The 24,646-nt window shown below is 70.4% G+C and carries 20 protein-coding genes; 7 read left to right on the forward strand and 13 right to left on the reverse strand.

Features of this window, described 5'->3' with window-relative positions; translation table 11 throughout:
• Positions 1-30 precede the first annotated feature (30 nt).
• The gene (locus tag IE226_RS18700) at positions 31-894 is read left to right on the forward strand and encodes an MEDS and STAS domain-containing protein (RefSeq protein WP_190082409.1); all 864 of its coding nucleotides are present in this window, start codon (positions 31-33) and stop codon (positions 892-894) included.
• A gap of 1 nt (position 895) precedes the next feature.
• Positions 896-1,396 carry an ATP-binding protein gene (locus tag IE226_RS18705; RefSeq protein WP_229871200.1) on the forward strand — a complete coding sequence of 167 codons (501 nt, stop codon included), beginning with the start codon at positions 896-898 and terminating at the stop codon, positions 1,394-1,396.
• Between the two features lie 117 nt (positions 1,397-1,513).
• On the opposite strand, the gene IE226_RS18710 is transcribed toward IE226_RS18705, so the two are convergent.
• On the reverse strand, positions 1,514-2,566 hold the full coding sequence (locus IE226_RS18710; RefSeq protein ID WP_190082410.1) for a LacI family DNA-binding transcriptional regulator: 1,053 nt from the start codon (positions 2,564-2,566) through the stop codon (positions 1,514-1,516).
• A gap of 383 nt (positions 2,567-2,949) precedes the next feature.
• On the opposite strand from IE226_RS18710, the gene IE226_RS18715 reads away from it, so the two are divergent.
• The 3 genes from IE226_RS18715 to IE226_RS18725 all read left to right on the forward strand — a co-directional run bounded on the left by IE226_RS18715 (position 2,950) and on the right by IE226_RS18725 (position 8,033).
• Positions 2,950-4,764, forward strand: a complete 1,815-nt coding sequence (locus IE226_RS18715; protein WP_190082411.1) for a pectate lyase-like domain-containing protein — start codon at positions 2,950-2,952, stop codon at positions 4,762-4,764.
• 47 nt (positions 4,765-4,811) lie between these two features.
• On the forward strand, positions 4,812-6,731 hold the full coding sequence (locus tag IE226_RS18720) for a discoidin domain-containing protein (RefSeq protein WP_190082412.1): 1,920 nt from the start codon (positions 4,812-4,814) through the stop codon (positions 6,729-6,731).
• A 378-nt stretch (positions 6,732-7,109) separates the two neighbouring features.
• Positions 7,110-8,033 (forward strand): SDR family NAD(P)-dependent oxidoreductase, encoded by a 924-nt coding sequence (locus tag IE226_RS18725; RefSeq protein ID WP_190082413.1) that lies wholly within the window; start codon positions 7,110-7,112, stop codon positions 8,031-8,033.
• Positions 8,034-8,088: 55 nt separating this feature from the next.
• On the opposite strand, the gene IE226_RS18730 is transcribed toward IE226_RS18725, so the two are convergent.
• From IE226_RS18730 to IE226_RS18745, 4 genes are all read right to left on the reverse strand, one after another.
• Positions 8,089-9,249, reverse strand: coding sequence for a spore photoproduct lyase family protein (locus IE226_RS18730; protein WP_190082414.1), 1,161 nt, complete (start codon positions 9,247-9,249; stop codon positions 8,089-8,091).
• Between the two features lie 65 nt (positions 9,250-9,314).
• Positions 9,315-10,856 (reverse strand): cryptochrome/photolyase family protein, encoded by a 1,542-nt coding sequence (locus tag IE226_RS18735; protein WP_190082415.1) that lies wholly within the window; start codon positions 10,854-10,856, stop codon positions 9,315-9,317.
• A 70-nt stretch (positions 10,857-10,926) separates the two neighbouring features.
• Positions 10,927-11,136 carry a DUF397 domain-containing protein gene (locus tag IE226_RS18740; protein WP_190082416.1) on the reverse strand — a complete coding sequence of 70 codons (210 nt, stop codon included), beginning with the start codon at positions 11,134-11,136 and terminating at the stop codon, positions 10,927-10,929.
• Positions 11,118-11,960, reverse strand: a complete 843-nt coding sequence (locus IE226_RS18745; RefSeq protein WP_190082417.1) for a helix-turn-helix domain-containing protein — start codon at positions 11,958-11,960, stop codon at positions 11,118-11,120. Before IE226_RS18745 ends, IE226_RS18740 begins: the two co-directional genes overlap by 19 nt.
• Before the next feature lie 227 nt (positions 11,961-12,187).
• Here IE226_RS18745 and IE226_RS18750 point away from each other — a divergent pair, with 227 nt between their 5' ends.
• Positions 12,188-12,409 (forward strand): hypothetical protein, encoded by a 222-nt coding sequence (locus tag IE226_RS18750; RefSeq protein ID WP_190082418.1) that lies wholly within the window; start codon positions 12,188-12,190, stop codon positions 12,407-12,409.
• Entirely contained in the window at positions 12,406-12,648 is a 243-nt protein-coding gene (locus tag IE226_RS18755; RefSeq protein ID WP_373306991.1) for a hypothetical protein, read from the forward strand. The genes IE226_RS18750 and IE226_RS18755 overlap by 4 nt, the downstream gene beginning before the upstream one ends.
• A gap of 13 nt (positions 12,649-12,661) precedes the next feature.
• On the opposite strand, the gene IE226_RS18760 is transcribed toward IE226_RS18755, so the two are convergent.
• The 8 genes from IE226_RS18760 to lipP1 all read right to left on the reverse strand — a co-directional run bounded on the left by IE226_RS18760 (position 12,662) and on the right by lipP1 (position 24,645).
• The gene (locus IE226_RS18760; RefSeq protein WP_190082419.1) at positions 12,662-13,009 is read right to left on the reverse strand and encodes a DUF3140 domain-containing protein; all 348 of its coding nucleotides are present in this window, start codon (positions 13,007-13,009) and stop codon (positions 12,662-12,664) included.
• Complete coding sequence (locus IE226_RS18765) at positions 13,006-13,233, reverse strand: hypervirulence associated TUDOR domain-containing protein (protein ID WP_229871235.1); 228 nt, start codon at positions 13,231-13,233, stop codon at positions 13,006-13,008. Before IE226_RS18765 ends, IE226_RS18760 begins: the two co-directional genes overlap by 4 nt.
• A gap of 223 nt (positions 13,234-13,456) precedes the next feature.
• Positions 13,457-14,677: a TIGR02679 family protein gene (locus IE226_RS18770; protein WP_190082421.1), complete on the reverse strand. Its 1,221-nt coding sequence runs from the start codon at positions 14,675-14,677 to the stop codon at positions 13,457-13,459.
• Between the two features lie 44 nt (positions 14,678-14,721).
• Positions 14,722-18,906 (reverse strand): TIGR02680 family protein, encoded by a 4,185-nt coding sequence (locus IE226_RS18775; protein ID WP_190082422.1) that lies wholly within the window; start codon positions 18,904-18,906, stop codon positions 14,722-14,724.
• Positions 18,903-20,138: a TIGR02678 family protein gene (locus IE226_RS18780; protein ID WP_190082423.1), complete on the reverse strand. Its 1,236-nt coding sequence runs from the start codon at positions 20,136-20,138 to the stop codon at positions 18,903-18,905. Before IE226_RS18780 ends, IE226_RS18775 begins: the two co-directional genes overlap by 4 nt.
• On the reverse strand, positions 20,138-21,709 hold the full coding sequence (locus IE226_RS18785; protein ID WP_190082424.1) for a TIGR02677 family protein: 1,572 nt from the start codon (positions 21,707-21,709) through the stop codon (positions 20,138-20,140). Before IE226_RS18785 ends, IE226_RS18780 begins: the two co-directional genes overlap by 1 nt.
• Positions 21,710-22,199: 490 nt before the next feature.
• Positions 22,200-23,678 (reverse strand): amidase, encoded by a 1,479-nt coding sequence (locus IE226_RS18790; RefSeq protein WP_190082425.1) that lies wholly within the window; start codon positions 23,676-23,678, stop codon positions 22,200-22,202.
• A 37-nt stretch (positions 23,679-23,715) separates the two neighbouring features.
• Positions 23,716-24,645: a LipP1 family hormone-sensitive lipase gene (gene lipP1, locus IE226_RS18795; RefSeq protein ID WP_229871203.1), complete on the reverse strand. Its 930-nt coding sequence runs from the start codon at positions 24,643-24,645 to the stop codon at positions 23,716-23,718.
• Position 24,646 lies beyond the last annotated feature (1 nt).

A 24,646-nucleotide genomic window follows, 5' to 3' on the forward strand; every position in this document is an offset into this window, starting at 1 on the left:
TCGCCTCGCGCCACCCCTAAGGTCGGCCTCATGGACGCCAGTTCTGTGACCAGGACGGTCTCCGTCACCCGTCTGAACTCCGGGGATCACGCATGCCTCGGTTTCGACGACGACGAATCGCGCTGGGAACTCCGTGCCGCGTACGCCGACATCGGCCTCTCGCGCGGCGAGCAAGTGATCTTCTTCACCGACCGGGCGACCACTCCCGCGCTCGCGGCCGAACACCTCAGTACCGGCGGCTTCCGCCTGGGACCCGCGCTCATGGACGGCCGCCTCGTCGTGGTCGACGACGTTCCCGGCTACGACCCGGCGGCCGGCTTCGATGCCACCGAACGTTCCCAAGCGTGGGTCGAGCTGACCGACAAGGCCCGGCACGGCGGCTTCTCGGGCATCCGGGTGGTCGGTGACATGGGCTGGGCCGCCGGACCGGGCGTCGACGTCGATCTCCTGATCGAGTACGAGGCGGGCCTCTCGCCGCTCTTCGCCGGGATCGGATTCACCGCCGTCTGCGAGTACGACCTGCGGAAGTTCGACGAAGGCGTCCTCGACCGGATTCACGGCGCACATCCCAAACGGGTACTACGGCGCCTCGGCGCACTGGAGATCACCCGGGCCGGCGCCGAGCTGCGGATCGCCGGAGACGTCGACCTCGCGACGCGCGAGCAGTTCGACTCGGGGCTCGGGCGCGCCCTGGCCGATCCCGGCCGGCCTCACGTACTCGACCTGTCCGAGCTGTGCTTCATGGACATACACGGCGCATCGACGCTGATGCGACTCGCGAGCAGGCTCCCCCGTGACCACCTCCTCGCGGTCCGCTGCTCACACGTGCAGGACAAAGTGTTACGGCTCTGCGGAGCCTCCGAAGTACCTCAACTCGTCCTGGGCGAAGGGTGAAGTGATCGTTTCAGTGATCCTCAACCGCGGCATCGGCAACGACGACAACGGCGGTGACCCGGCCCCGCACCGGGAACACGCCAACGACACCCTCGCACTCATCCCCGCCGGGGCCACCCTCCTCGAACACCCCTTCACCATGTCCGACTTGGCGCGCCTGAGGCTGCTCGTCACCCGTCGCGCCGAGGACGCGGGCCTGTGCGAACCCCGGCTCAGCGACTTCGTGCTCGCCGTGCACGAGGTCGCGAGCAATGCCGTCGTGCACGGCGGGGGCAAGGGGCGCCTCCATCTCGCGCTCGCGGAGGCGGGGTTGCGCTGCGCCATCACGGACAGCGGGCCCGGTCTCAGCTGTCCCGAGCCGTGCGAGTCGGCCAGCCTCCCCGACACGGACGAGGCCGAGAACGGCCGGGGGCTGTGGCTGGCCCAGGCCCTCGCGGACCGCTGTGAGGTCACGGTCCACGAGAGCGGGACCACGGTCACGCTGGTGGCGTTCCTGTCCTGAGCGGGGCCCGCGCGCAGGACGACGGGGGCCACGTCCAACACGTGCAGAACGACGGGGGTCACGTCCAGGACGACGGAGTTACGTCGCGACGCGCGGCCGGTGCTAGCACGATCAGGGTCACGCCGAGGCCCGCTCCACCAGCGTCGGCCGGAACACCATCGACAGCGGCGCGTCACCCGGCTGTTTGATGAGGCCGAGGAGCAGCCTGGCCATCTCGGCGGCCATCTCCTCGACCGGTTGCCGGACCGTCGTCAGAGCGGGCTCGCAGGATCGGGCTGCCTCGCTGTCGTCGAAGCCGACCACGGCCACGTCCCTCGGCAGCCGCCTGCCCGTGCGCAGCAGCGTCTGCAACGCGCCCTGCGCCATCAGGTCAGATGCGACGAACACGCCGTCCAGGTCCGGGACTTCGGCCAGGAGCCGCCGCATCGCCTCCGCGCCCCCCACCCGCGTGAAGTCCGCCTCCGCCCACGGTGCGCCGGTGACGCCGTGCGAGGCAAGGGCGTCACGGAAGCCGTCGAGGCGTTCCCGGGCAGCCGGCATGTCCTGCGGCCCCGCGATGGTGCCGATCCTGCGGCGCCCCCCGGAGACAAGCCGGTCGACGGCCATCCGCGCCCCCGCCCGCTGGTCCACCTCCACGTACGGCAACGGCACCGTGACCGCCGGGCGCCCGGCCAGTACGGCGGGGAGCCCGGACTCCGCGAGCAGCCGGGGAAGCGGATCGGAGGCGTGCGAGGAGACGAGCACGGTGCCGTCCACATGCCCCTGGCGCAGATACGAAAGGAACTGCCGCCGCGAGGTGTCGTCGTCCACCAGCATCAAGACCATCTGCACCCCGGCCGGGCGCAGCACGTCCAGGAGCCCGCCGACCACCCGCCCGAAGTGCGGATCGGTGAACATCCGGCCCACGAACGGTGCCGCGACCGGCCGCCGCTCCTGCTCGGAGACCACCAGGGCGATGGAGTCGGTGCGCTGGGTCACCAGGGAGCGGGCCGCCTGGTTGGGCACGTATCCGGTGGCCTCGACGGCCTCCTCCACCTTGCGGCGCAGCTCCGGGTCGACGGTGGGCGCGCCGTTCACGACACGGGAGACGGTGGCGCGTGACACCCCCGCCGTCCGGGCCACGTCCTCCAGGGTCACGGGGCGGGCGGGGCGCAGGGCGTCGGGAGTCACGGTGTCTTTATAGCAACCGGCTGGGCGGGTGTTCGGGTCTCTTTGCCTGGTCGGTGACCAAATGCGGGACGCGCCGACGCGGGCGGCACGCGTCCCACCCTGGTGGACATTTCCCCCACGTACGAGCTATTGGCGCCAACTTGCCCACACGGGCACCTAGTTGACTTCTCTCCGCCCAGTCAGTGCGACATCGTGCGCACCCCCTTGACGCGACTTGTCGCAGACACAACTATCCAACGCGAGAGAGCGCTCTCTCAGCGATCAACGTTCATGTTCTGAACGCAAACCGAACGCATACGGCACCGCTGTGCCCACCCCCTTTACCCACCCGCCCCACGCACCCCCAGCTGTGCCGACCCCCCCTCCTGACAGGAAGACTCCCCATGTCTGAGCACACGCCCAAGCCCGGCACCGGATCCACCCTCTCCCGCCGCGCCGCCCTCGCCGCGGCGCTCGCGGTTCCGGCCACCGGGATGCTCGCCTCCCACGCGGTCGCCGCCCCCGACGCGCCCCCGGCGCAGGCCCCCGCCGCCCGCGGACCCCAGCCGGCGAACGCCGCCGCCCCTGACTTCGGACCGAACGTCATCATCTTCGACCCCTCCACCGGGGGCATCCAGGCGAAGCTCGACGAGGTCTTCAAGAAGCAGGAGTCCGCGCAGTTCGGCAGGGCCCGTTACGCGCTGCTCTTCAAGCCCGGCACCTACGGCGGCCTCAACGCCCAGATCGGCTTCTACACCTCGATCATGGGCCTTGGCCTGTCCCCCGACGACACGCACTTCAACGGGGACGTCACCGTCGACGCGGGCTGGTTCAACGGCAACGCCACGCAGAACTTCTGGCGCTCGGCGGAGAATCTCTCCCTCTCGCCGGTCAGCGGCGCCAACCGCTGGGCGGTCTCCCAGGCCGCGCCGTTCCGCCGTATGCACATCCGCGGCGACCTGAACCTCGCCCCCAACGGCTACGGCTGGGCCAGCGGCGGCTACATCGCCGACAGCCGGATCGACGGGACCGTACAGCCGTACTCGCAGCAGCAGTGGTACACCCGGGACAGTTCGATCGGCGGCTGGCTGAACGCGGTGTGGAACATGGTCTTCTCCGGCGTCGAGGGCGCCCCCGGCGACTCCTTCCCCAACCCGCCCTACACGACCCTGAACAACACCCCGTACTCCCGCGAGAAGCCCTTCCTCTACCTCGACGGCGGCGAGTACAAGGTCTTCCTGCCCGCCCTGCGCACCAACGCGCGCGGCACCAGCTGGGGCCACGGCACCCCGCAGGGACAGTCCCTGTCCCTCTCCGCCTTCTACGTAGCCAAGGAGGGCGACAGCGCGGCCACCCTGAACGCCGCGCTCGACCGCGGGCTGCACCTCCTGCTCACCCCCGGCATCTACCGCCTCGACCGGCCGATCCAGGTCAAGAAGGCCAACACCGTCGTCCTCGGCATCGGCTACGCCACCCTCATACCGGACAACGGCGTCACCGCGGTGAAGACCGCCGACGTGGACGGCGTGCGGCTGGCCGGATTCCTCGTCGACGCGGGGCCGCAGAACTCCAGGACGCTCGTCGAGGTCGGCCCCTCGGGTGCGGGCGCCTCGCACGTCGGCAACCCGACCACCGTGCAGGACGTGTTCATCCGTATCGGCGGAGCGGGCGCGGGCAAGGCGACCACCAGCCTGGTGGTCAACAGCCGCCACACCATCGTCGACCACACCTGGGTCTGGCGCGCGGACCACGGCGACGGTGTCGGCTGGGAGACCAACCGGGCCGACTACGGCGTGGTCGTCAACGGCGCCGACGTGCTCGCCACGGGCCTGTTCGTGGAGCACTTCAACAAGTACGACGTGCAGTGGAACGGCGAGCGCGGGCGCACGATCTTCTACCAGAACGAGAAGGCGTACGACGCCCCCAACCAGGCCGCCATCCAGAACGGCAGCATCCGGGGCTACGCCGCCTACAAGGTCGCCGACTCCGTCAACACACACGAGGCATGGGGACTCGGCAGCTACTGCTATTACAACGTCGCCCCGTCCATCGTGCAGGAGCACGGATTCCAGGCCCCGAACAAGTCCGGCGTGAAGTTCCACCACCTGCTCGTCGTCTCGCTCGGCGGCAAGGGGCAGTACGCACACGTCATCAACTCGACGGGCAACCCCACTTCGGGCTCCGACACGGTGCCGTCCCAGGTGGTCCAGTACCCCTGAACCACCCTCCCCCACCAGCCAGTTCACCCACCCGCAAGGAGAGCAGCATGCACTCCGGCACCCCCCGAAGACAGAGCCGCACCCGCAGACTCGCCCCCGTCGTCGCGCTGGCGACGGCCTGCACCCTGACCTTGCTGACGGGCCTCGCCTCCGCCGCGCCGGCCGACAATCCGGGCGGTCCGGCCACTGCCGCCGCCGCGGCCTGGGACACCGACCGCGCGGCCGAGGCGTACGCCGCGAATCCGGCCGCCGCGACCGCGTCCGGCAACGAGGCGGGCAGCGCCGGTCCCGGCGCCGCCTTCGACGGCAACGCCTCGACCCGCTGGTCGAGCCAGTTCGCGGACGACGCGTGGATACGCGTCGACCTCGGCACCACCCTGCGCGTCGATCGCGTCGTGCTGGACTGGGAAGCCGCCTACGGCAAGAAGTACGTCCTTGAGGTGTCGAAGAACGGCACCGACTGGACGCCCTTCTACACCGAGACGGCGGGCACGGGCGGCACCGTCACCGCCCACACGTATCCCCGCGAGGTGACGGGACGCTACGTGAGGATGCGCGGCGTCGAACGCGCCACGTCCTGGGGCTACTCGCTGCACGCCTTCAAGGTCTACGGCGGTGAGCCCGCCCCGGCCTCGACGACCCGCTCGAACCTCGCCCTGCACCATCCCGCCTACTCCAACCGCTATCAGCACGCGGGCAATTCACCGTCCTTCGTGACGGACGGCGGCCGGCCCGCCGGCCTCAAGGCCGATCAGTCCCGCTGGTCCAGCGACTGGAACGCCAACCGCTGGGTCTCGGTCGACCTGGGGGCGCGCTCCACCATCGACACCGTGGACCTGTACTGGGAGGCGGCCTACGCGGTCGACTACGAGCTCCAGGTCTCCGACGACAACCAGAACTGGCGCACCGTGCACAAACCCTCCGCCTCGGAGGTCGCGGCCCGGCGGGCCGGCGTCAAGTCGCCGGGTGACGCGGTGGGTCTGCACGACAGCGTGAAGCTCTCCCAGCCGGCGACAGGGCGCTACGTACGGATGCTCGGCAAGGAACGCCGGTCCTTCTACAACCCGGCTCCGTCGACGGCCCAATTCGGTTACTCACTCTACGAGTTCGAGGTGTGGGGTACGGGCGGCAGCGCGTCCGCCGCGTATCCGGCGCTGCCGGGAGAACAGTCGGGGACGTACCGGACGACGTTCTTCGACGACTTCACGGGCGCGAGCCTGGACCGCTCCAAGTGGCGGGTCGTCAGGACCGGCCAGGAGATGGGCTCGGTCAACGGCGAGTCGCAGGCGTACGTCGACTCCACGAACAACATCCGTACGGAGAACGGCAGTCTGTCCCTGGAGGCGAAGTACTGCGACAACTGCACCACCGCGGGCGGCGGCACCTATGACTTCACGTCGGGCCGCGTCGACACCAACACCAAGTTCGACTTCACGTACGGCAAGGTCAGCGCCCGCATGAAACTGCCGGTCGGCGACGGTTTCTGGCCCGCGTTCTGGATGCTGGGCAGTGACGTCGACGATCCGGATGTCTCGTGGCCCGCCTCCGGCGAGACCGACATCATGGAGAACATCGGCTACGGGGACTGGACGAGCTCGGCGCTGCACGGTCCCGGCTACTCGGCGGACGGCAACATCGGCGCCCGCCAGACCTATCCGGGCGGCGGCACCGCCGACCAGTGGCACACGTACGCGGTGGAGTGGACACCGACGGGCATGCGCTTCTACGTCGACGACCGCCTGGTGCAGGAGACGACGCGCGACAAGCTGGAGGCCACCCGCGGCGAGTGGGTCTTCGACCACGACCAGTACGTCATCCTCAACCTCGCCCTGGGCGGCGCCTACCCGGCCGGCTGGAACAAGGTCACCCAGCCGTACTGGGGCCTGCCGCAGTCAAGCGTCGACAGGATCGCGGCGGGCGGGGTCAAGGCGGAGATCGACTGGGTGCGGGTCGAGCAGAAGAGCTGAGACCGCCCTCTCGGGCGGGTGCGGCAGGGGTGCGAGGCCGACGCGGTCCCGCATCCAGGTCCTGCCCGGCCGGTGAGGCAGAAACGCACAGAGTGCAACGGTTCGTACCATCTCCGCGTGTGTGCGGACAGTGCAGCCGTGGCGGAGTAACGTCGTGACGGCGCGATCGGAGCGGCTGGTTGACGGCAGCCACCGCGCAACGGGTGGCGTCGGCCGCCCCGGGCGCGAGGAACGAGGCTCCCCCTCGTCGCTTCCCCGCGCGGTGCCCTCCATGGGTGTGATGCGGGATTTCCCACCACGAAGGGCCTGGCGGGAGCCGCCTCGTCGGCGATGCGGCTCCCTGTCGGCCCGCAGGGAAGACGACCCCGAGGGGGCGGCATGGCAACGACCGTGATGACCGGCGGCACTTCGGGGTTCGGAAGGGTCGCCGCCGAGCGGCTGACGGGGTCGGGCGAGGCCCGGCAGCTGATCCTGGGCGCGCGCCGCCGTACGAAACCGGCGGCCGGAGAGTCGGTGGCACTCCCCCTCGACCTGACGGAACTCTCCTCGGTACGCGCCTTCGCGGTGTCGGTCCTCGAACGGCTCGACGGCGCCCCCGTCGACGCTCTCGTCCTGAACGCCGGCGTGATCCGCCCCGACGTCGCCGGAAGAACCGCCGACGGCTTCGAGACGACGTTCGCGGTCAACCACCTCGCGCACTACCTCCTGATACGCCTGCTGCTGCCCGCCCTGCGAGAGGGCGCGCTCGTCGTACTGACCACGAGCGGTACGTACGATGCCGCCACCAAGGCCGGTCTCACGCCGCCGCGCCACGCGGAAGCTGACCTGCTGGCCCACCCCGATCGCGATCCCGGCCGCGACTCCCGGCCGCGCAAAGCCGGCGAGCACGCGTACACCGCGTCCAAGCTGTGCGCCGTCCTCACCGCCCGGTCGCTCTCGGTGCTCCCGGCCCGCCGGCTCACCGCGATCGCCTACGATCCGGGCCAGGTCTTCGGCACAGGACTCGCCGGCGGTCTCTCGCTCCCCCTGCGGACGGCCTGGTCACTGCTCGGCACACCGGTCCTCCGTCGGCCGTTGCGCAGACTGAACCCCCACTTCAACACCCGTACGGCGGCCGGGAACGCCCTGGCCGATCTGGTCCTCGGCAACGCGGCACCCCCGAAGGGCCGCGTACTGGCGGCGTTGCGACGGGGGCGGATCGTCTGGCCGGAGGACGTGTCGGAGCTGGCCCGCAGGGACGATGTGGCTCAAGCGCTGTGGGAGGACAGCGCCAGGCTGGCCGGCCTCGCGGCGGCGGGCTGACGGTCCGCCCGCGGCCCGACGGGCCCCGCCTCACGCAGCCGTGTGCCCCGCGTACTCAGAAGGCGTACCTGACGCGCAGCCACGGCGCGTGCGTCGCGATCAGTTGTCGGATGCGTGCCAGGGACTGCTGCTTGATCTCCAGGGAGTAGCGCACGTTCAGGGCGCCGTTCTGTGAGCGCTTCGTCTCCTGGGCCTCCGGCTGCCACAGCACGTCCTCGGCGCGGGGGTGCCAGCCCAGGTTGACCTCGTGGAGCGCTTGGTTGTGGGTGAGCATGATGACCTCGGCCGCCGCCTGTTCCTTCACGCGGGCGGGCAGGACGTCGTCGAGGCGGGTGAGCAGGTCGGCCCAGTCCCGCTGCCATCCGGGGCGCAGGACGACGGGCGAGAGGTTGAAGTGGACCTCGTATCCGGCGTCGAGGAAGTCGGCGGCGGCGGCGATCCGCTCGTCGACCGGGCTGGTGCGGATGTCGAGCAGCCGGGCGTCGTCGGCCGGCATGACCGAGAACCGCACCCGGGTGCGCCCCCGCGGGTCGAGCGCGAGCAGATCAGGGTTGACGAACTTGGTCGCGAAGGACGCCTTCGCCGTCGGGAGGCTGCGGAACGCCGCGATGAGATCGGCCGTGTTGTCGCAGACCAGAGCGTCGACGGAGCAGTCGCCGTTCTCGCCGATGTCGTAGACCCAGGCCTCGGGGTCGCACTGGTTGGGTTCCGCCTTGGGGCCCTGAGCCCGTACGTGACGCCGTACGTGGGCCACGATCGCCTCGATGTTGGTGAACAGGGTGATGGGGTTGGCGAAGCCCTTGCGCCGGGGGACGTAGCAGTACGCGCAGGCCATCGCGCAGCCGTTGGAGGGGCCGGGCGCGATCCAGTCGGCGGACCTTCCGTTGGGGCGCGTGGCCAGGGTGTGCTTGACCCCGAGGACCAGCGTCTCGGTCTTGATGCGGACCCACCGGCCGATGTTGCCGTCATTGCCGTGCAGTTCGGGGATGTTCCAGTGACTGGGGACCTCGGTCACGCGCGCGTCCGGCAGCCGGGCCATGATCTGCCGGCCGCGTGGCGAGTCGAGGGCGGCGGGCTCCGCGTAGACCTCGCGTACGTCGAGCATCCGGCGGGCCTGCGGGCTGTCGCGGAAGGGCTGCTGCGGGGTCTGCCCCGGCTCGGTGTCCGCCCATCCGAAGAGCGCCTGCTGCTCGGGTTCCTCCGCCGCCCTGTCCACGTACTGATCCTCTCCCGGGTCTTCTCGTCCTGCCGTCAATCCCGCTGCCGTCAGCCCCGCTGCCGTCAGTCCCGGCGGCCGCGCTCCTGTTCGAGCAGCTCGTCGAGATCGGAGAGCCGGTCGAGGCCCCGCACCGCCTGCGACATCCGCGCGTTGTGCTCGAACCGCTCGCGGTGCCGGTGCAGCAGATTCCAGTACCCGGCGGTGAAGGGGCAGGCGTCCTCGCCGACCCGTACGGACGGCTTGTACCGGCAGGGCCCGCAGAGATCGCTCATGCGGTCGATGTACGCGCCGCCCGACGTGTACGGCTTGGTGGTCATGCGGCCCCCGTCCGCGTACTGCGACATGCCCACCACGTTCGGCACCATGACCCAGTCGTAGCCGTCGACGAAGCTGCGGAGGAACCAGTCGGTGACGGCCCCCGGCTCCCACCCGCGCTGCAAGGCGAAACTGCCCAGGATCATCAGGCGCGGAATGTGATGTGTCCAGCCCGTCTCGCGGACCTGCCCCAGTACGTGGGTCAGGCAGTTCGCGTCGGTCCCGTCCGGGGACAACTCCGTGAACCAGTCGGGCAGTTGGGCGCGATGACGCAGGGTGTTGCTCGTCCGGTACTCAGTACCGAAGTACCAGTAGACGTGCCAGACGAACTCGCGCCAGCCCGCGATCTGTCGTACGAAGCCTTCGGCGCTGTTGAGCGGCACGTCACCCGACCGCCATCGCGCCTCGGCCTTCTCGACGCATTCGGCCGGGTCGACAAGGCCGAGGTTGAGCGAGGAGGAGAGCAGGCTGTGGCTCATCGTCCTGTCCCCCGCGAGAACCGCGTCCTCGTACGCCCCGAAAGTGGCGAGCCGGTGTGCGACGAAGCGACGGAGCGCGGCGAGTGCTTCGCGGCGCGTGGCGGGGAACGTGCGGGGCCCGTCGTCGCCGACGAACTCGACGTCCCCGTCACGCGTCCAGCGGTCGAGATCGGCGCGCACCTCGGCGTCGATCTCACTCTCGCGAGGGTGGTACGGCGCCGGAACGCCCAGGTCGGCGGCGTCTTTCGGCGGGGGCTCCCGGTTGTCGTGGTCCAGGTTCCACTTCCCGCCGACGGGGCTGTCGCCCTCCATCAACAGGTCGTGCGTCCGGCGGACCCAGCGGTAGAAGTCCTCCTGCCGGAGGTGCTTCGTGCCGTGGCCGTCCGCCCAGGTCCTGAACTCGTCGTGCGTCACGAGGAAACCGCGCGCGGGCAGTACGCGTACGGAGGGCAGCCCGTCCACGAAGGCGCGGGCCGCGTGGGACGTCGGGTGGTGCACGGTGACGGGGGTGTCCTCCCCCACTGCCTGACGCAGGCCCTCCCGGTAGGTGTCCGCCTTGACGTACCGCACGCGGTCACCGAGCTCCGCGGCCCGGTGCCGCATCGCCGAGAGGATCAAATGTGCCTTGGCACGGTGGAAACGCCGCCGCCTGAAGACGCTGCGGGCCTCGATCATCAGGAGCGGGGCGTCCCGGTGCGGGCCGCCCCGCGCCGGATCGACGAAGTGGGGCCCGAGCTGATCGCCGAACAGCCAGTGGTAGGCACTGGACTCTTCCGCCTTCGCCGCCGCCTTCTCTGCCTTCGCCGTCATACCGGGATCAAAGCGCACGGGAGGGTGCCACGCCGGTGGCACACGCCGGGCGGGCGGTCGCGATGCCCGGTCAGCCGCGCAGCTGCCCGTCCTTGAGCGCCGCAACGAAGGAGGCCCAGCCCGCTGTCGAGAAGACGAGTATCGACCCGTGCGGAACCTTGCTGTCCCGTACGGGGATCGCGGCGGCGAAGTCGTCGGAGATCTCGACGCAAGCCCCACCATCCTGGTTGCTGTAGCTGCTCTTGCGCCAGGACACGGCAGTCAGGTCGATGGATCGCATGATGCTTCCTCCAGGAGCCGCAGGATGAACTTGCGCGACTGCACCGGGGGGAGCGCCAAGTCGCGCACCGCATCGTACGTCGTCTGCAAACGCACCACCGGGCACGGTTCTTCGATGAGTTCGCCCCGGTATCCATTCTCGGTATACGCGACCGTCCTGCCCTGCGGAAGGAGCAAGTACCACATGTCGGCGCTGACGAGACCGTGCAGACCGGCGCTCTGAAGAAGTACGTGGACCGTCACGTTGGGGCGGTCCGCAGCCTCCCCGAGATGCTCAAGCTGCGCCCGCCACTCCCCGGCATCGCGCAGCGGGGTTCGCAGCACGGCCTCCGAAAGAATCGTCCGGAACGGCGGCGCGTCCTCGCCCTCCAGCAACTCCCGCCGCCCCATCCGAGCCTCGACCTGCTGCTCGAGTTCCTTCCCCTTGAGCCCGCCCGCGGCCAGCACCTCGCGCGCGTACCCCGGCGTCTGCAACAGCCCCGGCAGCACGCTCACCGCGAAGTGCCACAGGCTCACCGCCTCCGCCTCCAACGCCATGTAGCGCCGGTACCGCTCGCGGAACTGCGTATGGTCCCCGGCAGCCACTTCCCACAGCGCGAGCAACAGGCCCGGCGTCCCGTAATGCGTGTCCAGCGCCTGGACGACCTCCGGGCTGCCCAGCGTCTCGCCCTTCTCCATCTTTCCGAACAACGAGTAGTCCCAGCCGAGGCGTTCGCCGAGCGCCCGCAGACTCGTTCCGTTCGCGGCCCGTAGTTTCCTCAGCTCCTCGGCGAAACGCTGACGGGGTTCCTGACTGCGGCCGGTGATGACGCGCCGTTGCGGCATACCGCTCCCTCCGGGGGACGTTCGCGTGACCGATGTGGAACGTGTGGAACCACCGGCGCGCGACAGGGAAGCACCGCCCCGCCCACAACTCAGTCGCTCACATCCGGGCGCATGCTCGTAACGACCGGACTACACAGCGTAATTGGCGCAGGGCAGCCAGACCGTCAAGTCAGCGAAACCGGAACCGGCAACCACCCCGACCGCACGCACCACGTACGAGGACACACATGACCCCCACTCCCAAAGTCGAGGAAGCGATCGCCGCGCGGGACAGTCTCGCGGCCGCACTCTGCCGGGCAGGCATCCAGCTCCCGGCGATGGACATCCGTACCGCTTGGGCGGACGACCACAAGGACGAAGCCCGCTACGCACTCGTCTCGCTGGGCGTGTGCTCGGCCCCGGTCGCCCTGATGCTGGCGGACGTGATCCGAAGGGGGACGGCCGGGTGACGGACGCCGCCGACACAAACCCTGCCCCCGGCGTCACGATCGGCAAGGTCGTTCACGACGCCGCCCGTGACCTCGTCGGGCGCGTCATGGGCCACGAGGGCCCGCACATCCAGCTGCGCCCGCTCGCCGGCGGCCGCGAATGGGACGCCGACCCCGGCCGCGTCCGCGTACTCCCTCCGGACGAGCTGCTGAGCGCTCTCCTCGCCGAGGTGAACGCGAGGAGCAGAAAGCCCAAATGACGGTACCGGCCGTCTACTTGGACTTGGTCGGGTCGTGGCCCCAGTTCATGAGGGAGTAGCGCCACGCGGTGTCCGTGACGTCACCCTTCGGGCGCTGTGCGGTATGCCGGTGCACGTAGCCGACGACCTTGCGCATGTGCGCGAGGTCGTCGTCCGTGAGATCGGCCTTCTTCTTCTCCAAGAGCTTGACGATGCGGCGCCCGGAAGCGTGCCCCACGCTCTCGCCGTCGCCGTCGGACTGGCCGACGCTCTTGGCCTCGTCCGTGGCCAGCCATTTCTTGAGACCGGCGGGCGTCATATTGACGACATCACCGAACTCGTCGATGGTGTCCTGCCGACCGGAATCACTCTTCCCGCTCACGAACCGCCGCCCCTCTTGCGCAGGGACTCCGGCTTGTGAACGGCATTGCGGCCGGACTTGTCGCTCTCGACCTCGTACTGAGGTTCATCCTTCGAGGCGTCGACGGTACGCCCCGCCACTTCGGCACGCCCCGTGACCTTCTTCTTCACCTTGCCCGGCACGGTCTGCCCGTGGCTGCTCCAGGAAACCTTGTCACCCTTGCCGAGCTTCTTGCCCTTGGCCACGATCCGCACGCTCCCTCGTTTTCCGCTGATAACAGACGACATTCCTCACTGTCCCGCGCTCCGGGGCCCGGCGCATTCCGGCGGACCGTCGCGTCGCATTCGGCGCCGCCGCTGTTCGGCCACCTCGGTCACAGGTACGGCCAGGAATAGCGAGCGGGTGCAGGGGTGCGAAGGGCCCTCGTCGCACACGATCAGCCGAGATGGCGTGCGTCCGCTCCCCCCGCTACCCGAGGTCGGACAGCAAGTCGCCCAGTACCGCTTCCTCCTCCACCCGGACGCCCGCTGCCTCCAGCGCACCCGGCAGGCCCGGGTCCCACGGGGCCTCGGTCCGCACCCCGGTGAGAGGCGGGCCGACCGGCAGCGTGCGTACGGCGGCACGGTAGTCGTCGGCGGTGTAGCGCCAAGGGCTCCAGGGGATGCGGCGCAGAAGGGCGCCTGCGATGCGCAGACCTCCCCAATCGAAGTCCCCGTGGTAACGCAGACGGGCGCCGTGGGTGTCGAGATGGCGCAAGAGGGTGACGGCCGCTGCGGACGGCTGTCCTTGTAGGCAGACCAGGGGTGCGCAGTCCGCACCGTACGTATCTGCTGCCGCGGCCAGCACAGCGGGGTTCTCGCAGATCCAGGCCGTCGGCGGCGCCGTCAGGGGCGGGAATCGGGTCAGCTGTCGCAGTGTCAGGACGGCGGGCTCGCCCGCGTCGGCCATCCAGTCCAGGGCCGGGGTGCCCCGCAAATTCAGGGCCAGCACGGTCGAGGAGAGCTCGTCACGCAGCAGTCCCGCCGCAGCCCACACCTCGCGTCGCCACTGCGCCCCGCTTCCGTCCGGGAAGGACGTCAGCGCCCGGATGCCGGAGAGGGTGAGGGTGCAGAGCGGGGTTCCGTCGTCCAGCGCGTGTGCGCCGCGCAGGAGTCGGGAGGCGAAGGTGGGTAGCGACACCGGCGGGTCCACCGGGAGGGCACGCAGGGCGGTGGCTGCCAGGCCGAGCAGGTCGGCCGCCTCGGCCGGTGTTCCGGCGAGGCGGCGTACAAGTCCGTCGCTCCGGAGCCGTTCGACCCAGGCTTGAAGGACCGGGATTTCGGCCGCCAGCGCGTCCACCGGGCTGTACGCCTCCTGCCAGGCACGCTGCTCCTCGGCGCGGGCCGGGCCGAGCAGCTCGACGGGCCCACAGAGCGCGACCACGGCGGCGGCCAGCCCCGCAGGGCTGATTCCCGAGCGCCGCAGAAGGTCATCCACCGCGTCGAGCGGCACCGACAAGGACCGTCCGGTCCCCGGAGCGCGTCCCAACAGCCTTTCCGCTGCGGCTCGTTGCAGCTCGGTCGGTGCACTCAGGGAGACCGCTCCAGTGAGCGGCTGCCCGCGCTCCAGACGTCGGCGTGCGCGGTCGACCAGCCAGCGGAGCCCGGGGTCGCCGAGGAGTCTGCGCAGCCGTACTTCGTCGACCGTCACAGCCGTGTCGGGAGTCAGGTCTGCAGAAGCCGGGTCAGCAGGAATCAGTTCCACAGCGGCTCCGCTCCGTCGGCCGGTGCTTCGACCCGGGGCGCGGGAATCGGATGCACGGGCCGAGCCGGATCCGCACCGCGCCACCTCCGGGTCCCGTCCCACTCCCAGCGAGTGACGAGCACCGCTGCGACCTCGTCGATCCGCGACAGTTGAGCGATGGCGATGCCCGGCACCTGGGGGTAGCAGGCCCACTCGCGTTCGCTGGTCATCACGACGTCCAAGTCGAAAGCGTGCAGCAGCCCCAAGCACTTGGCGCGCGAATCGTCGTCCACTCCGGCGAACGCCTCGTCGAGAGTGACCAGGCGCGGTGCGTACGGGCTGCCCGCGCTCGCGTAGTGGGACGATGCAGCCGCGAACAGCGGTACCGAGACGGCCAGCACCCTCTCCCCGCCCGACGCGGGTCCTGTGGCCGGTACCCAGCGCCCCTGCTGGTGCCGCTCGACGCCGAACTCGTGCCACGTCCGGTAGTCGAGTGCGGCGGTGAGATGCTCCAGCCAGCTGCCCGACGCGTCGTCGGTGTGCTGGCGCGCGATCTGTTCCTGGAGGAACTCGCCGACGGCCGCGCGGTCTTCCGCCGTCCAGATGTCGGCCGACCGCCGCAGACGGTCCCTGGCCTGAGCGAGCCCCGCGGGAGCCTTGCGGGATGCACGCCACACCAACCTCAGCCGCATGCCCGTAGAGGTCGGCCGCTCGTCCAGCTCGGCGTTCATGTCCCGGACCTGCCGTTCGGCGGCACCGATCAACTCCTGGAGTGTCCCTGCGACCTCCGTGACCAGGTGGGTCTCCAGGATCTCCCGTTCCCGTGCGGACAGGATGCGGGCGAGTTCACCGACTTCGACGGCCAGTGCCTCGGCCAGTTCCGGCACGGCTCGTTCGCGCCCCTGGTAGACGATGTCAACGACCATGCCGTCCTCGAGCATCCGGCCGGAGGCGCTGTGCCCGTGCCGGGACAGCGTGTCCTGAAGCGTCTTGAGCTCCTCGCTCAGCCGGCGTTGCACTCGTTCCCACGCACTGTCCGAGTCGTCGGTGGCGGCCAGGCCCGCGTCGATGGCGCGGGCCAGCGCGATGGCCGGAGTGGCCGCCCACGCGCCGTCGTCCACGGCGGGCACCTGGATGTCGGGCAGCGCCACGGACATCAACCCGGTCTTCGTGAACCGCTGGAGCGCGGCGATGGCTTCCGTACGTGCCTCGGCCGCCTCCTTCAGCCCTTCCTGCAACTGCTCGATACGGCCCTCGGCCTTGCCGGCCGCCCGATCGGCATCGGCATAGCGCCTACGGCTGAGCCGCTGCTCGCTCTCGCAGTTACGCAACGCCTCCTCGGTCTCTGCCAGCATCCGCTGAAGCTCGGCGACGGCGGCGCCGACCGTCGAACGCAACGTGGTGAAGCGCTCATCGGCGGCGGCTGCCTCACTCTCGGCATCCTTCGCACGTGCCGTGAGCACTTCTGCTCGGTCCGCCGCCTCTTCGGTCTCGGTACGTTCGTCCTGCACCTGTCCGGCTGCCTCGCTGCGTTCACGCATGGCGGGCCATAGCGCGGCCAGCACCTCGGCGAGCAAGCCGAGCGCGTCCCGCACCGCGGCCAGCCCTTCCGGAGCAGCCGGAAGCCCCAGGTCCTCGGCTGTTCGAGCGAGGTCGGACGCGGCCGACTCGCTCTGTTCGGCCGCTTCCCGGAGAGCGGCGGCGCGCTCCTCGCGCCGTGCGCTGATCCGCTGCAGCGATTCGGCGGCAGCCGCCACTCGCGCGTGCGCGCGAGTGAGAGCGCCTTCGTCGGGTACGTCCGCCAGTTCGGCATCCAGGACACGACGTCGGGCAGCCACCGTGGCAGCCGCCTCCGCGACGGTTGCCGCCTCACCCTCGAGTACGTCGAGTTCGGTACGGATGTCTGCGACACGTGACCGCCGAGCGGCCTCCCGTGCGCCCTCGCCGATGTACTCGGCGGTGGCCTTGGCCCATCGGCCGGTCAGCGCACCGACCCGGAAGCGCCCGTCCACCGCCACCCACGTTCCGGCTTCACCGCCCGGCCCGTCGGCCACAGCGCCGGCCCGCACCGTGCGGAGCGCCGCGAGGAGCCGGGCCACAGTGGCCTCCCCCACGGCCGCTGCCCCGGAATCTCCGTGATCCACGGCAGGGCGCAGCAGCCCTGCGAGCGACGCCCCCTGTACCGGGCCCGCGGCAGGTGCGAGCAGCACCTCGTGGCTGTCGGCGGCGAGGACCGCACCGTCGGGCAATACCCAGGCATCCAGCATTCCGGACGCCTCCAACGCTGCCTCGAGGCCGGCGCGTTCTGCCTCGGGAAGCTCGTCCCGGAAGTCCACGAGACGCCACAGCGGGGCGCCTGTCAGCAACTCGCGCAGACCGGGGGTACGCGTATGAGGCGGCTGCGGCGTACGCCGACCGCCGGCCTCCAGCTCTGCCAGTTCCCGCTGCAGCCTGCCGGCCTGTTCGACGAGTTCAGTCCGGCGCCGGGCGGCCTCGGCGGCCCGCTGGGCCAGGTGTGCGGAGACGGAGTTATGGGCGCGGGCGGCTTCCGAACGCGCCGGGTAGGCGCCGTCGAGGCAGCCCACCCAATCCTGGAGTTCGTCCAGCAACCCGGGCTCGTCCGGGTAAGCCAGTTCGGTCCAGCCACGGGCGCGCGTACGGACCTCGTCGAGCAGTGCCCCGCCGGCCCGGGCCACGTCCCGCTCGGCCAGGTCCAACTCCGCGGTGGCCGCGGCTTGGTCGGCATCGGCCTCGTCGAGCCGGAAGGCTTGCTTGCGCTGTTCCTCCGAGGCACGGGCCGCGGCTTGTGCGAGCCCCTCCACGTGGGTGAGAGCGCGTCGGCCGCGTTCAACGGCCTCTTCGACGGCGCCGCGCAGTTCACTCGCGGTGAGCCTGCCGTCCCCGCCGTCCCCGCGGTCGCCGCCGTCGTCCGGCAGGACGACCCGAGCCGCGGCCGCCGCCTCGCCCGCCCGCGCGTAGGTCGCCTCGGCATGCTGCTCGGCCGCACGCAGCCGGTTCTCGGCGGCGCCCAGCCGCTCCCGGCCCTTGTCGTGCAGCCGAACCGCCTGATCCCTGTCGCCCCGTGCACGCTCCGCGGCATGTGCGGTGCGATCCGCCTCATGGTGTGCCTGGTCGAGATCTTTGGCGCTGCGCATCTCAGGTCCTTCGCGCAGGGCGGCATCCTGGGCGCGCAGCCGGTTCTGCTGCTCCTCCAGCTCGGCCGTCGACTCCGCTGCTGCCTGCCGCTCCTCCTCGGCCCTGGTCTGCTGGGTCTGCGCCTCGACGAGGTCCCGCTGGCGGTGCTCGTACCGGGAATGCTCGACGCGGGGCAGGCGGGCGCGACGGCGGGTGGCGACACGGGCGTAGCGCCGGTAGTGCTCCAAGAAGTCGGCGGCGGCACGCTCGGCTGCAGCGGCCGCCGCCAGTTCGGCCTTCTCCTCGTCGAGCGAGCGGAACGCATCGGCCACGTCGGCGATGACCACCTGGTCCACGGGTGGCAGAGCCTCGGAGAGCGCGCGGGAGAGGGCTGCTTCGTTGGGGCGCTTGGACAGCTGGGGTTGGCGAAGCTGGACGAGCAGGTCGACCAGGGCTCCATACCGTTGCTCGCCGAGCCCGAAGAGCGCCTCGTCCACGGCCCTGCGGTAGGTCTTTGCCTGGTCGTACACCATGCCGTGGCCGCCGACGGCTTCCATGAGGCGGTCACGCGAGAGAGCCGTGCCCGTGGCGTCGACCAGGCTGAGGAACCCCTCCGGCGTGGTGTCCGGTCCGTGGTGGATGCGTTGGCCGGTGACTGCGTACCAGTGCCGGGCGATACCGCGGCCGCTGACCGCCTTCAGACCGCACAGCAGCGTGCGGAAGTGGCACTCCCCGCTGGTCGTGTCGAGTCTGGCGAACTCGATCCACGTGTAGCCGAGGCGCTCGGAGTGTGGGTGGTCACCGCCGAGCAGGAGGTTCCACTCCATTCGCTTCCCGGGGTCGCCGTCCGGCTCCACCCTGCGCGGGCTCAGGTCGCCGTCGAGCAGGAAGGGGAGGGTGAGCGCGAGGACCTTGGACTTGCCGGTGCCGTTGTTGCCGCGCAGCAGCAGGCGTCCGTCACGGAAGTGGAACTCCTCCACGTCGTAGTGGAAGAGGTCGACGAGCCCGATCCGCAACGGCTGCCAGCGTGTGCGGAGCGGCTGGGGAAGTGCGATGGTCACGCTCGGGCCTTTCGCTGGGTCGGCATGTGTACGCTGCCCGGTTCACGCACGACCGGTTCGCCGACCGCGTAGCGGGCCAGCGCAGGACGGGGGCGTGCCCCGTCGGCGGTACGGGAGACAAGGCCGAGTGCGGCGAGCCGGGCGACGGCCTGCTCGACGAGCTCGGCCTCCATGCCCGGCTCCCGCGCCGACTTGGCCCAGAACCCGCCGTGTTCCGCGGCGAGTTCTCGTACCCGTCGGGCCAGCTGGTCGGCGGTGACCGGTCCTCCCGCCTTGGCCAGGTACTCGGCGAGCAGCAGGGTGATGTGGCCGTGGGTGCCCTGCTCGGGCATCCGGACGTCGGTGAGGTCGTCGTCGGGGTCGACCATCGCGATGCCCTCGGCGCGGATCTCGGGAACAAGACCGGTGAGGTCGGCCACGCGGGCAGTGAGAAACCCTCGTTGCCTGGTGAGGTAGGTGAGCTCGGCGTCACTCAACTCGTCGTAGTAGAGCACCGGGTCGTCCAGCAGTCTGCGGGTGAGTGTCTGCCGCATGGCGCGGAAGCGCAGCTCGTCACTGTCGAGCGCGGTTTCGGCGACGAGCTGCGCCAACCGGTCAGCGGTGGTGGTCTCTGCTTGCACGGTGGACGGCCCGCGACGCGTTGCGAGCAGTCCCGCCAGTACGCGGCGTTCGACGTCGTACAGAACATCGCCCGCACCGTTCACATAGGCGTCCTCGTCCCCGGCGACGCGGCGCAGTACGCCGAGGTCGAGCAGGAGCCGTACGACCGCGGCGAGGTCGATGCGCTCGTCGCGGCGGTCCAGCGCGAACTGAATTCCTGCCGCGACGAGTTGAGGGTCTGTGGCGTCGAGGACGACCTGGTCGGCGAGGCGGCCGAGAGCGATCTGCGATTCGCCGCGCTCCAGGGCGGCCAGCGCCAGGCAGAGCAGGACGTAGCGGCGGCGGGTGAAGGGAGTGGCGGCGCGGGTCGCCTCGCGGGCGGGATGTGTGGCGTCGTCGAGCACGCCGGGGCTCTTCCCCAGCCGGGCGGTCTCGGCGTCCACGTGAAGCGGCCAGCCGGTGTTGCGCTCGAACCACTCGCGGAGTTCGGAAGCGTGTCGTCGGACCAGCCGGAATTCATCCGCGTGGCTGCCTCGAGAGAGGAGGAGAGGCTGTTTCAGCAGGGCGCGGGCAGCTTTGCGCAGCTCGGCGGCGTGCTGTCCGTCGAGCACCTCGGCCAGTGGCGTGGTCATCAGTCGGTTGCTCCGCGCGTAGGCCCGTCGGTCAGGTCGACGATCTCGATGAGGTGGTCGGGCCCGCGAAAGGTGCCGGAAGGTGTATGGATCTGTGCCGTCGACCCGTCGGCCAGTGCGCTGAGTCGGATCTCCATGGAACCGTCGTTGCTGGTGGCCACGGTGTGCCGCATGCCCGGTCGCCACGTGGCCAGTGCGTCGCCGAGCAGTTGGAGGAAGTACCCGAAAGACGCGGGATCGAGTTCGCCGAGTTCGGACAGCCGGACCGTCCCGTCGGTGACGAGTCGGGCCCGTGCCGCTGTGGTCTCGGCGGCCTGCTTGGCCGCCACCTCGGCGAGGTGACGGCGCCGCTCCTGCCGGTCCTCGACCCTGCGGGGTTTGCCCCGCCGCTCGTAACTTCCGGTACGGCGCAGCTGTGGGCTGATCCGCAGTGGCTCCGCCGTGGCCCAGGGAGTGGCCGCGGGGACGGGTGCGGCGGCCCGGGCGGCCAGGGTGTCCGCGTCGATCGTGAGGTGCCGGGCGGGATAGAGCCCGAAAGCTGCCCGCCACAGCCGGTGCCGCGACGCGTCGTCGGGGGTCTCGGCGAACCAGCGGGCGAGCGTGCGGAAATCGGCGGACCGATCGGACCGCCCGGCCCGGCGCTCCCCCAGCGCACGGACCACGGCCAGCATCTGCGGGATCGCTCCCAGAGCCCGGCTGCGCAGCAGTCTGGCCTGCGACTCGCGCCCGTTCCGGGTGAGGAACCATGCCGCGAGCCCGTCCCAGCGGCCGGCCCAGTGCACGTACGCCGCCTGCGCGGCATGCTCCGATTCTTCGGGCGCGGCGTCGGACGCCTCACGCCCGGCGGCGGCCCTGAGCAGCACCTCGATCCGTCCCGAGTCCTCCAGCTCCAGGATCAGCTGGGCGATGCGCCCGCCCAGAGTGATCAGGTCCTGGATGAAGCGCTCCAAATACTGGATGAGGCGATCCTTGTAGGCGAGGAAGGCCGCTTCCTCCACCTCGTGCAGGTCGATGGTGCGTTGCAGCGAGCCCATGAACGCGCGCGCGTTGTCGGCAAGAGCGGCGAACCGGCTCGCGAGCGCGTCGAGCGCAAGGTGTGTCTTGCCGGGGTCCGGCTGTTCGTCGGCGGTGAGCACGAGGAGGGCCCGTAGCTGAGTGACGATGTCGTGCAGGGCGATGGCCTGGAGGGAGCCGCGCCGACCGAGCGCCTCGTCGTAGGTGGCAAGGGCTTCCTCGGCTGCTTCCCCGGCCCGGGTGAGCTGGTAGATGAACCGTTTGCGGTAGAAGTCCTCGACGGCGGTGACCCGGCCCGTGTCGGGATCGGCCCGCAGATTCCCCCACGCGACCAGTTGGTCCAGAGCTTTGACGACCCCGTCGAGTTCACCGGGCCGCACCTCCCCGGGCAGCGCGGCGTGCACGTCCTCGGGGCGCAGGTGCACGGCGAAGTGTTCCTTGGCCACGACGAACGCCCGCATGACTTGGCGGTAGAGGGCGGTGTTCTGCACGGTGAGATGGGCGAAGGGGCCGAAGCCCTCGGGTTCACCGACCAGATCTGCGGCGGTGGCAGTCATCACCAGCCATTTTGTCGCGGTGCAAACGCTCCCGGACGGGGACCAAAGCACTTGGCTGATTAATGCTCTTCCCCTCCCGGGTGAGGGACTGCCGTGATGGCCTCTCCCCGCCCGGAGCAGCCGCCGCGGCCGCGTTCATCGGCGTAGACGGGACGACATGACGAAGCCTGTCCGAGACCGGAATCAGGTCAAGCCTTCGTGGAGCTGCCACTGCACATGGCCTGGATGAGACGGGCATCGACTGATCAGGTCCGGATAGGGATCTCGGGCCTTGTCGCGTTCCTCCATGCAGCCGACCGACGCGCCTGCTCCACAACCCCGCAGGTCAAGCCCCCTTGGCCGCAGGCTCCAGAATCGCCACGCACTCCACGTGATGCGTCATCGAAATAACGTGAACCAAAAACATGTGGAAAGAAATAGCAGGTCAACGGCGCGCCAGGAGCAAAACGGACTTGTGCCAATGTGCGTTGTGGGCGCTATGGGCATTACATCAAGCGGTGGCTGACTGCACGAGAGGCGTCGGCTGGACGGTCGGTCGGTGGTTCGGGGTGTAGGCCCAGGAGCGGAGCTGTTCCAGGGCCTTGCCGATGCGGAAGACAGTCGGGTCGTCGTAGGTGTGGCCGACGATCTGGACGCCGGTCGGGACACCCCAACTGGAGTGGCCGCTTGGCACGTTGAGGACGGGGCAGCGGTTGCTGATGTTGAAGGGCAGCGTCATGGCCGCCCAGAGTGGCTCGCCGTGGTCCTCGCCGTTCACCACGAGACGCCCCAGGAGGTCGTCCCCGGCGGGCAGTCCCGGGACGGCCGTGGTCGGGCAGATCAGCGCGTCGAAGGGGGCCATCGCCTCGCCCAGTTCGCGCTGTAGCCGGGTCTCAACGCGCAGGCCGTCGAGGTAGCTGACCTGCTCCCGGGCGACGGCCATGGTGTCGGCGAAGGCTGCCGCGTACGGCGACATCCGGTCGCGGTGCTCGGCCTCGATCTCGCGGACGAGGGCGCCGAAGATGGTGGAGAAGTGTGCGGCGGCGCTGATGAGCAGGTCATCCTTCGTCCACGGGAGTTCGATCTCCTCGACGATCGCGCCCGCGTCGGTGAGGGCGCGGGCGACGGCGCGGGTGTGGGCCTCGATCTCCGGGTGAACGTCGTAGGCGCCCAGGCGCAGGCACAGGGCGATGCGCATCCCGGCGACCGCCTCGTACTCGACGGGCAGGACGAGTTTCGGGCGCAGCGACACGTGGTCGCGCGGGTCGGGTCCGGCCAGGACGTTGGCGAAGGTGATGCAGTCGTCGACGGTGCGTGCCATGGGGCCGTCGCCGCGGTAGTGGTCGGCGGAGAGCGGTGCTACGCCGGGGATCCGGCCGTACGGGACTTTGAAGCCGACGGTGCCGGTGAAGGCGGCGGGGATACGGGTCGAGCCGCCGATGTCGGAGGCGGAGGCGAGCAGCGCGGTACCGGCGGCGAGGGAGGCGCCGGCGCCGCCGGACGAGCCGCCGGGGGTGAAGTCGGGGTTCCACGGATTGCGGGTGACGCCCCACAGCCGACTGTGGGTGAAGGTGGCGATGGAGAACTCGGGAGTGGCCGTGCGGGCGTGGATGATGCCGCCCGCGTCCAGGATCCGGTCGATGACCGGGGCGTTCTCGGTCGCGGTGTTGCCGACGTTGACGAGGGAGCCCTCGGTGAGGGAGCGCCCGGCGATGGCGTGCTTCTCCTTGGTGGCGACCGGGATGCCCTCGAGCGGACGCGGCGCCAGGCCGCCCTTGCCGAGAAAGCGGCCCTCGGCGTCCCGTGCCTGGTCGAGTGCCTCGTCGTAGAGCTGCTCGGTGAAGGCGTTGATCACCGGTTCGGTCTGCTCCGCGCGTTTGATGACCGCGCGCATCAGCTCCACCGGGGAGAGTTCGCGGGCGTCGAAGAGCCGTCGGGCCTCGGCGGCGCTGAGGTAGGCGAGATCGGTGCCGGTGTCGTTCGGGTTCATGCGGACGTCCTTCGCAGGTGGGGGAGGTGAGAGGGGATCAGGCGAGCAGTCGTTTGAGCGCGGTGTTGGTCCAGGCCGTCGCCTCCCCTGCGGCGGGGCTGACGTGGTCCATGCCGTAGAAGCCGTGGACGAGGCCGTCGAAGCGCCGGTGTTCGACGCGTACGCCGGCGCCGCGCAGCGCTTCGGCGTACGCGTCTCCCTCGTCACGCAGCGGGTCGTACTCCGCGGTGGCTACGACGGCCGGAGCGAGCCCGGACAGGTCCTTCGCTCGCAGGGGTGCGACCCGCGGGTCGGCGCCGAACGCGGTGGAGGCGGGGCCGGCGCCGAGGTACTGCTCGAAGAACCAGTGCAGTTCCGTGGTGGTGAGGAAGTAGCCTTCGCCGTTCTCGGCCCGCGACGGGTAGGTGCCGGCCATGTCCGTGCTCGGATAGACGAGCAGCTGGGCTGCCAGCGGCAGACCCCCGGCGTGGGCCTGCTGTGCGCACACGGCGGCCAGCGTCGCGCCCGCGCTGTCGCCGCCGACGGCCAGCCGCGCGGGGTCACCGCCGAACGCGTCCACGTGCCGCGCGACCCAGGTCAGGGCGGTGTACGCGTCGTCGACCGCGGCGGGGAAACGATGTTCGGGCGCGAGCCGGTAGTCGACGCTCACCACGACGGCGTCGAGGTCGCGGCACAGGGTTCGGGCGTGCACGTCGTGGGTGTCGAGGTCGCCGGCCACCCAGCCGCCACCGTGCAGGTACACCACCGTGGGCACGGGCGCCGTGTTGTGCGGCCGGTAGACGCGGGCGGGGAGAGACCCCGCCACCACGGTGGAGGCCACCGTCGCGGACTCGGGCTCTGTGGCCTGGTCGACAGTCAACGCCCGTAGCCGGGCTCGGGCCTGTGTGACAGCGCTCTTCCCCGGCTCGGGGGCGTCGAGTCGCTGGAGGCTTCGCAAGAACGCGGCGATGTCCGGGTCCAGGGGCACG

Origin of the sequence: Streptomyces longisporoflavus (assembly GCF_014649775.1) — a bacterium.
GTDB lineage: Bacteria > Actinomycetota > Actinomycetes > Streptomycetales > Streptomycetaceae > Streptomyces > Streptomyces longisporoflavus.

Excerpts from the sequence above, each read along its gene's own strand:
- IE226_RS18700 (WP_190082409.1), top strand. The coding sequence starts at position 31 with ATGGACGCCAGTTCTGTGACCAGGACGGTCTCCGTCACCCGTCTGAAC.
- IE226_RS18715 (WP_190082411.1), top strand. The coding sequence starts at position 2,950 with ATGTCTGAGCACACGCCCAAGCCCGGCACCGGATCCACCCTCTCCCGC.
- IE226_RS18720 (WP_190082412.1), top strand. The coding sequence starts at position 4,812 with ATGCACTCCGGCACCCCCCGAAGACAGAGCCGCACCCGCAGACTCGCC.
- IE226_RS18725 (WP_190082413.1), top strand. The coding sequence starts at position 7,110 with ATGGCAACGACCGTGATGACCGGCGGCACTTCGGGGTTCGGAAGGGTC.
- IE226_RS18735 (WP_190082415.1), bottom strand. The coding sequence starts at position 10,856 with ATGACGGCGAAGGCAGAGAAGGCGGCGGCGAAGGCGGAAGAGTCCAGT.
- IE226_RS18740 (WP_190082416.1), bottom strand. The coding sequence starts at position 11,136 with ATGCGATCCATCGACCTGACTGCCGTGTCCTGGCGCAAGAGCAGCTAC.
- IE226_RS18745 (WP_190082417.1), bottom strand. The coding sequence starts at position 11,960 with ATGCCGCAACGGCGCGTCATCACCGGCCGCAGTCAGGAACCCCGTCAG.
- IE226_RS18750 (WP_190082418.1), top strand. The coding sequence starts at position 12,188 with ATGACCCCCACTCCCAAAGTCGAGGAAGCGATCGCCGCGCGGGACAGT.
- IE226_RS18780 (WP_190082423.1), bottom strand. The coding sequence starts at position 20,138 with ATGACCACGCCACTGGCCGAGGTGCTCGACGGACAGCACGCCGCCGAG.
- IE226_RS18785 (WP_190082424.1), bottom strand. The coding sequence starts at position 21,709 with ATGACTGCCACCGCCGCAGATCTGGTCGGTGAACCCGAGGGCTTCGGC.
- IE226_RS18790 (WP_190082425.1), bottom strand. The coding sequence starts at position 23,678 with ATGAACCCGAACGACACCGGCACCGATCTCGCCTACCTCAGCGCCGCC.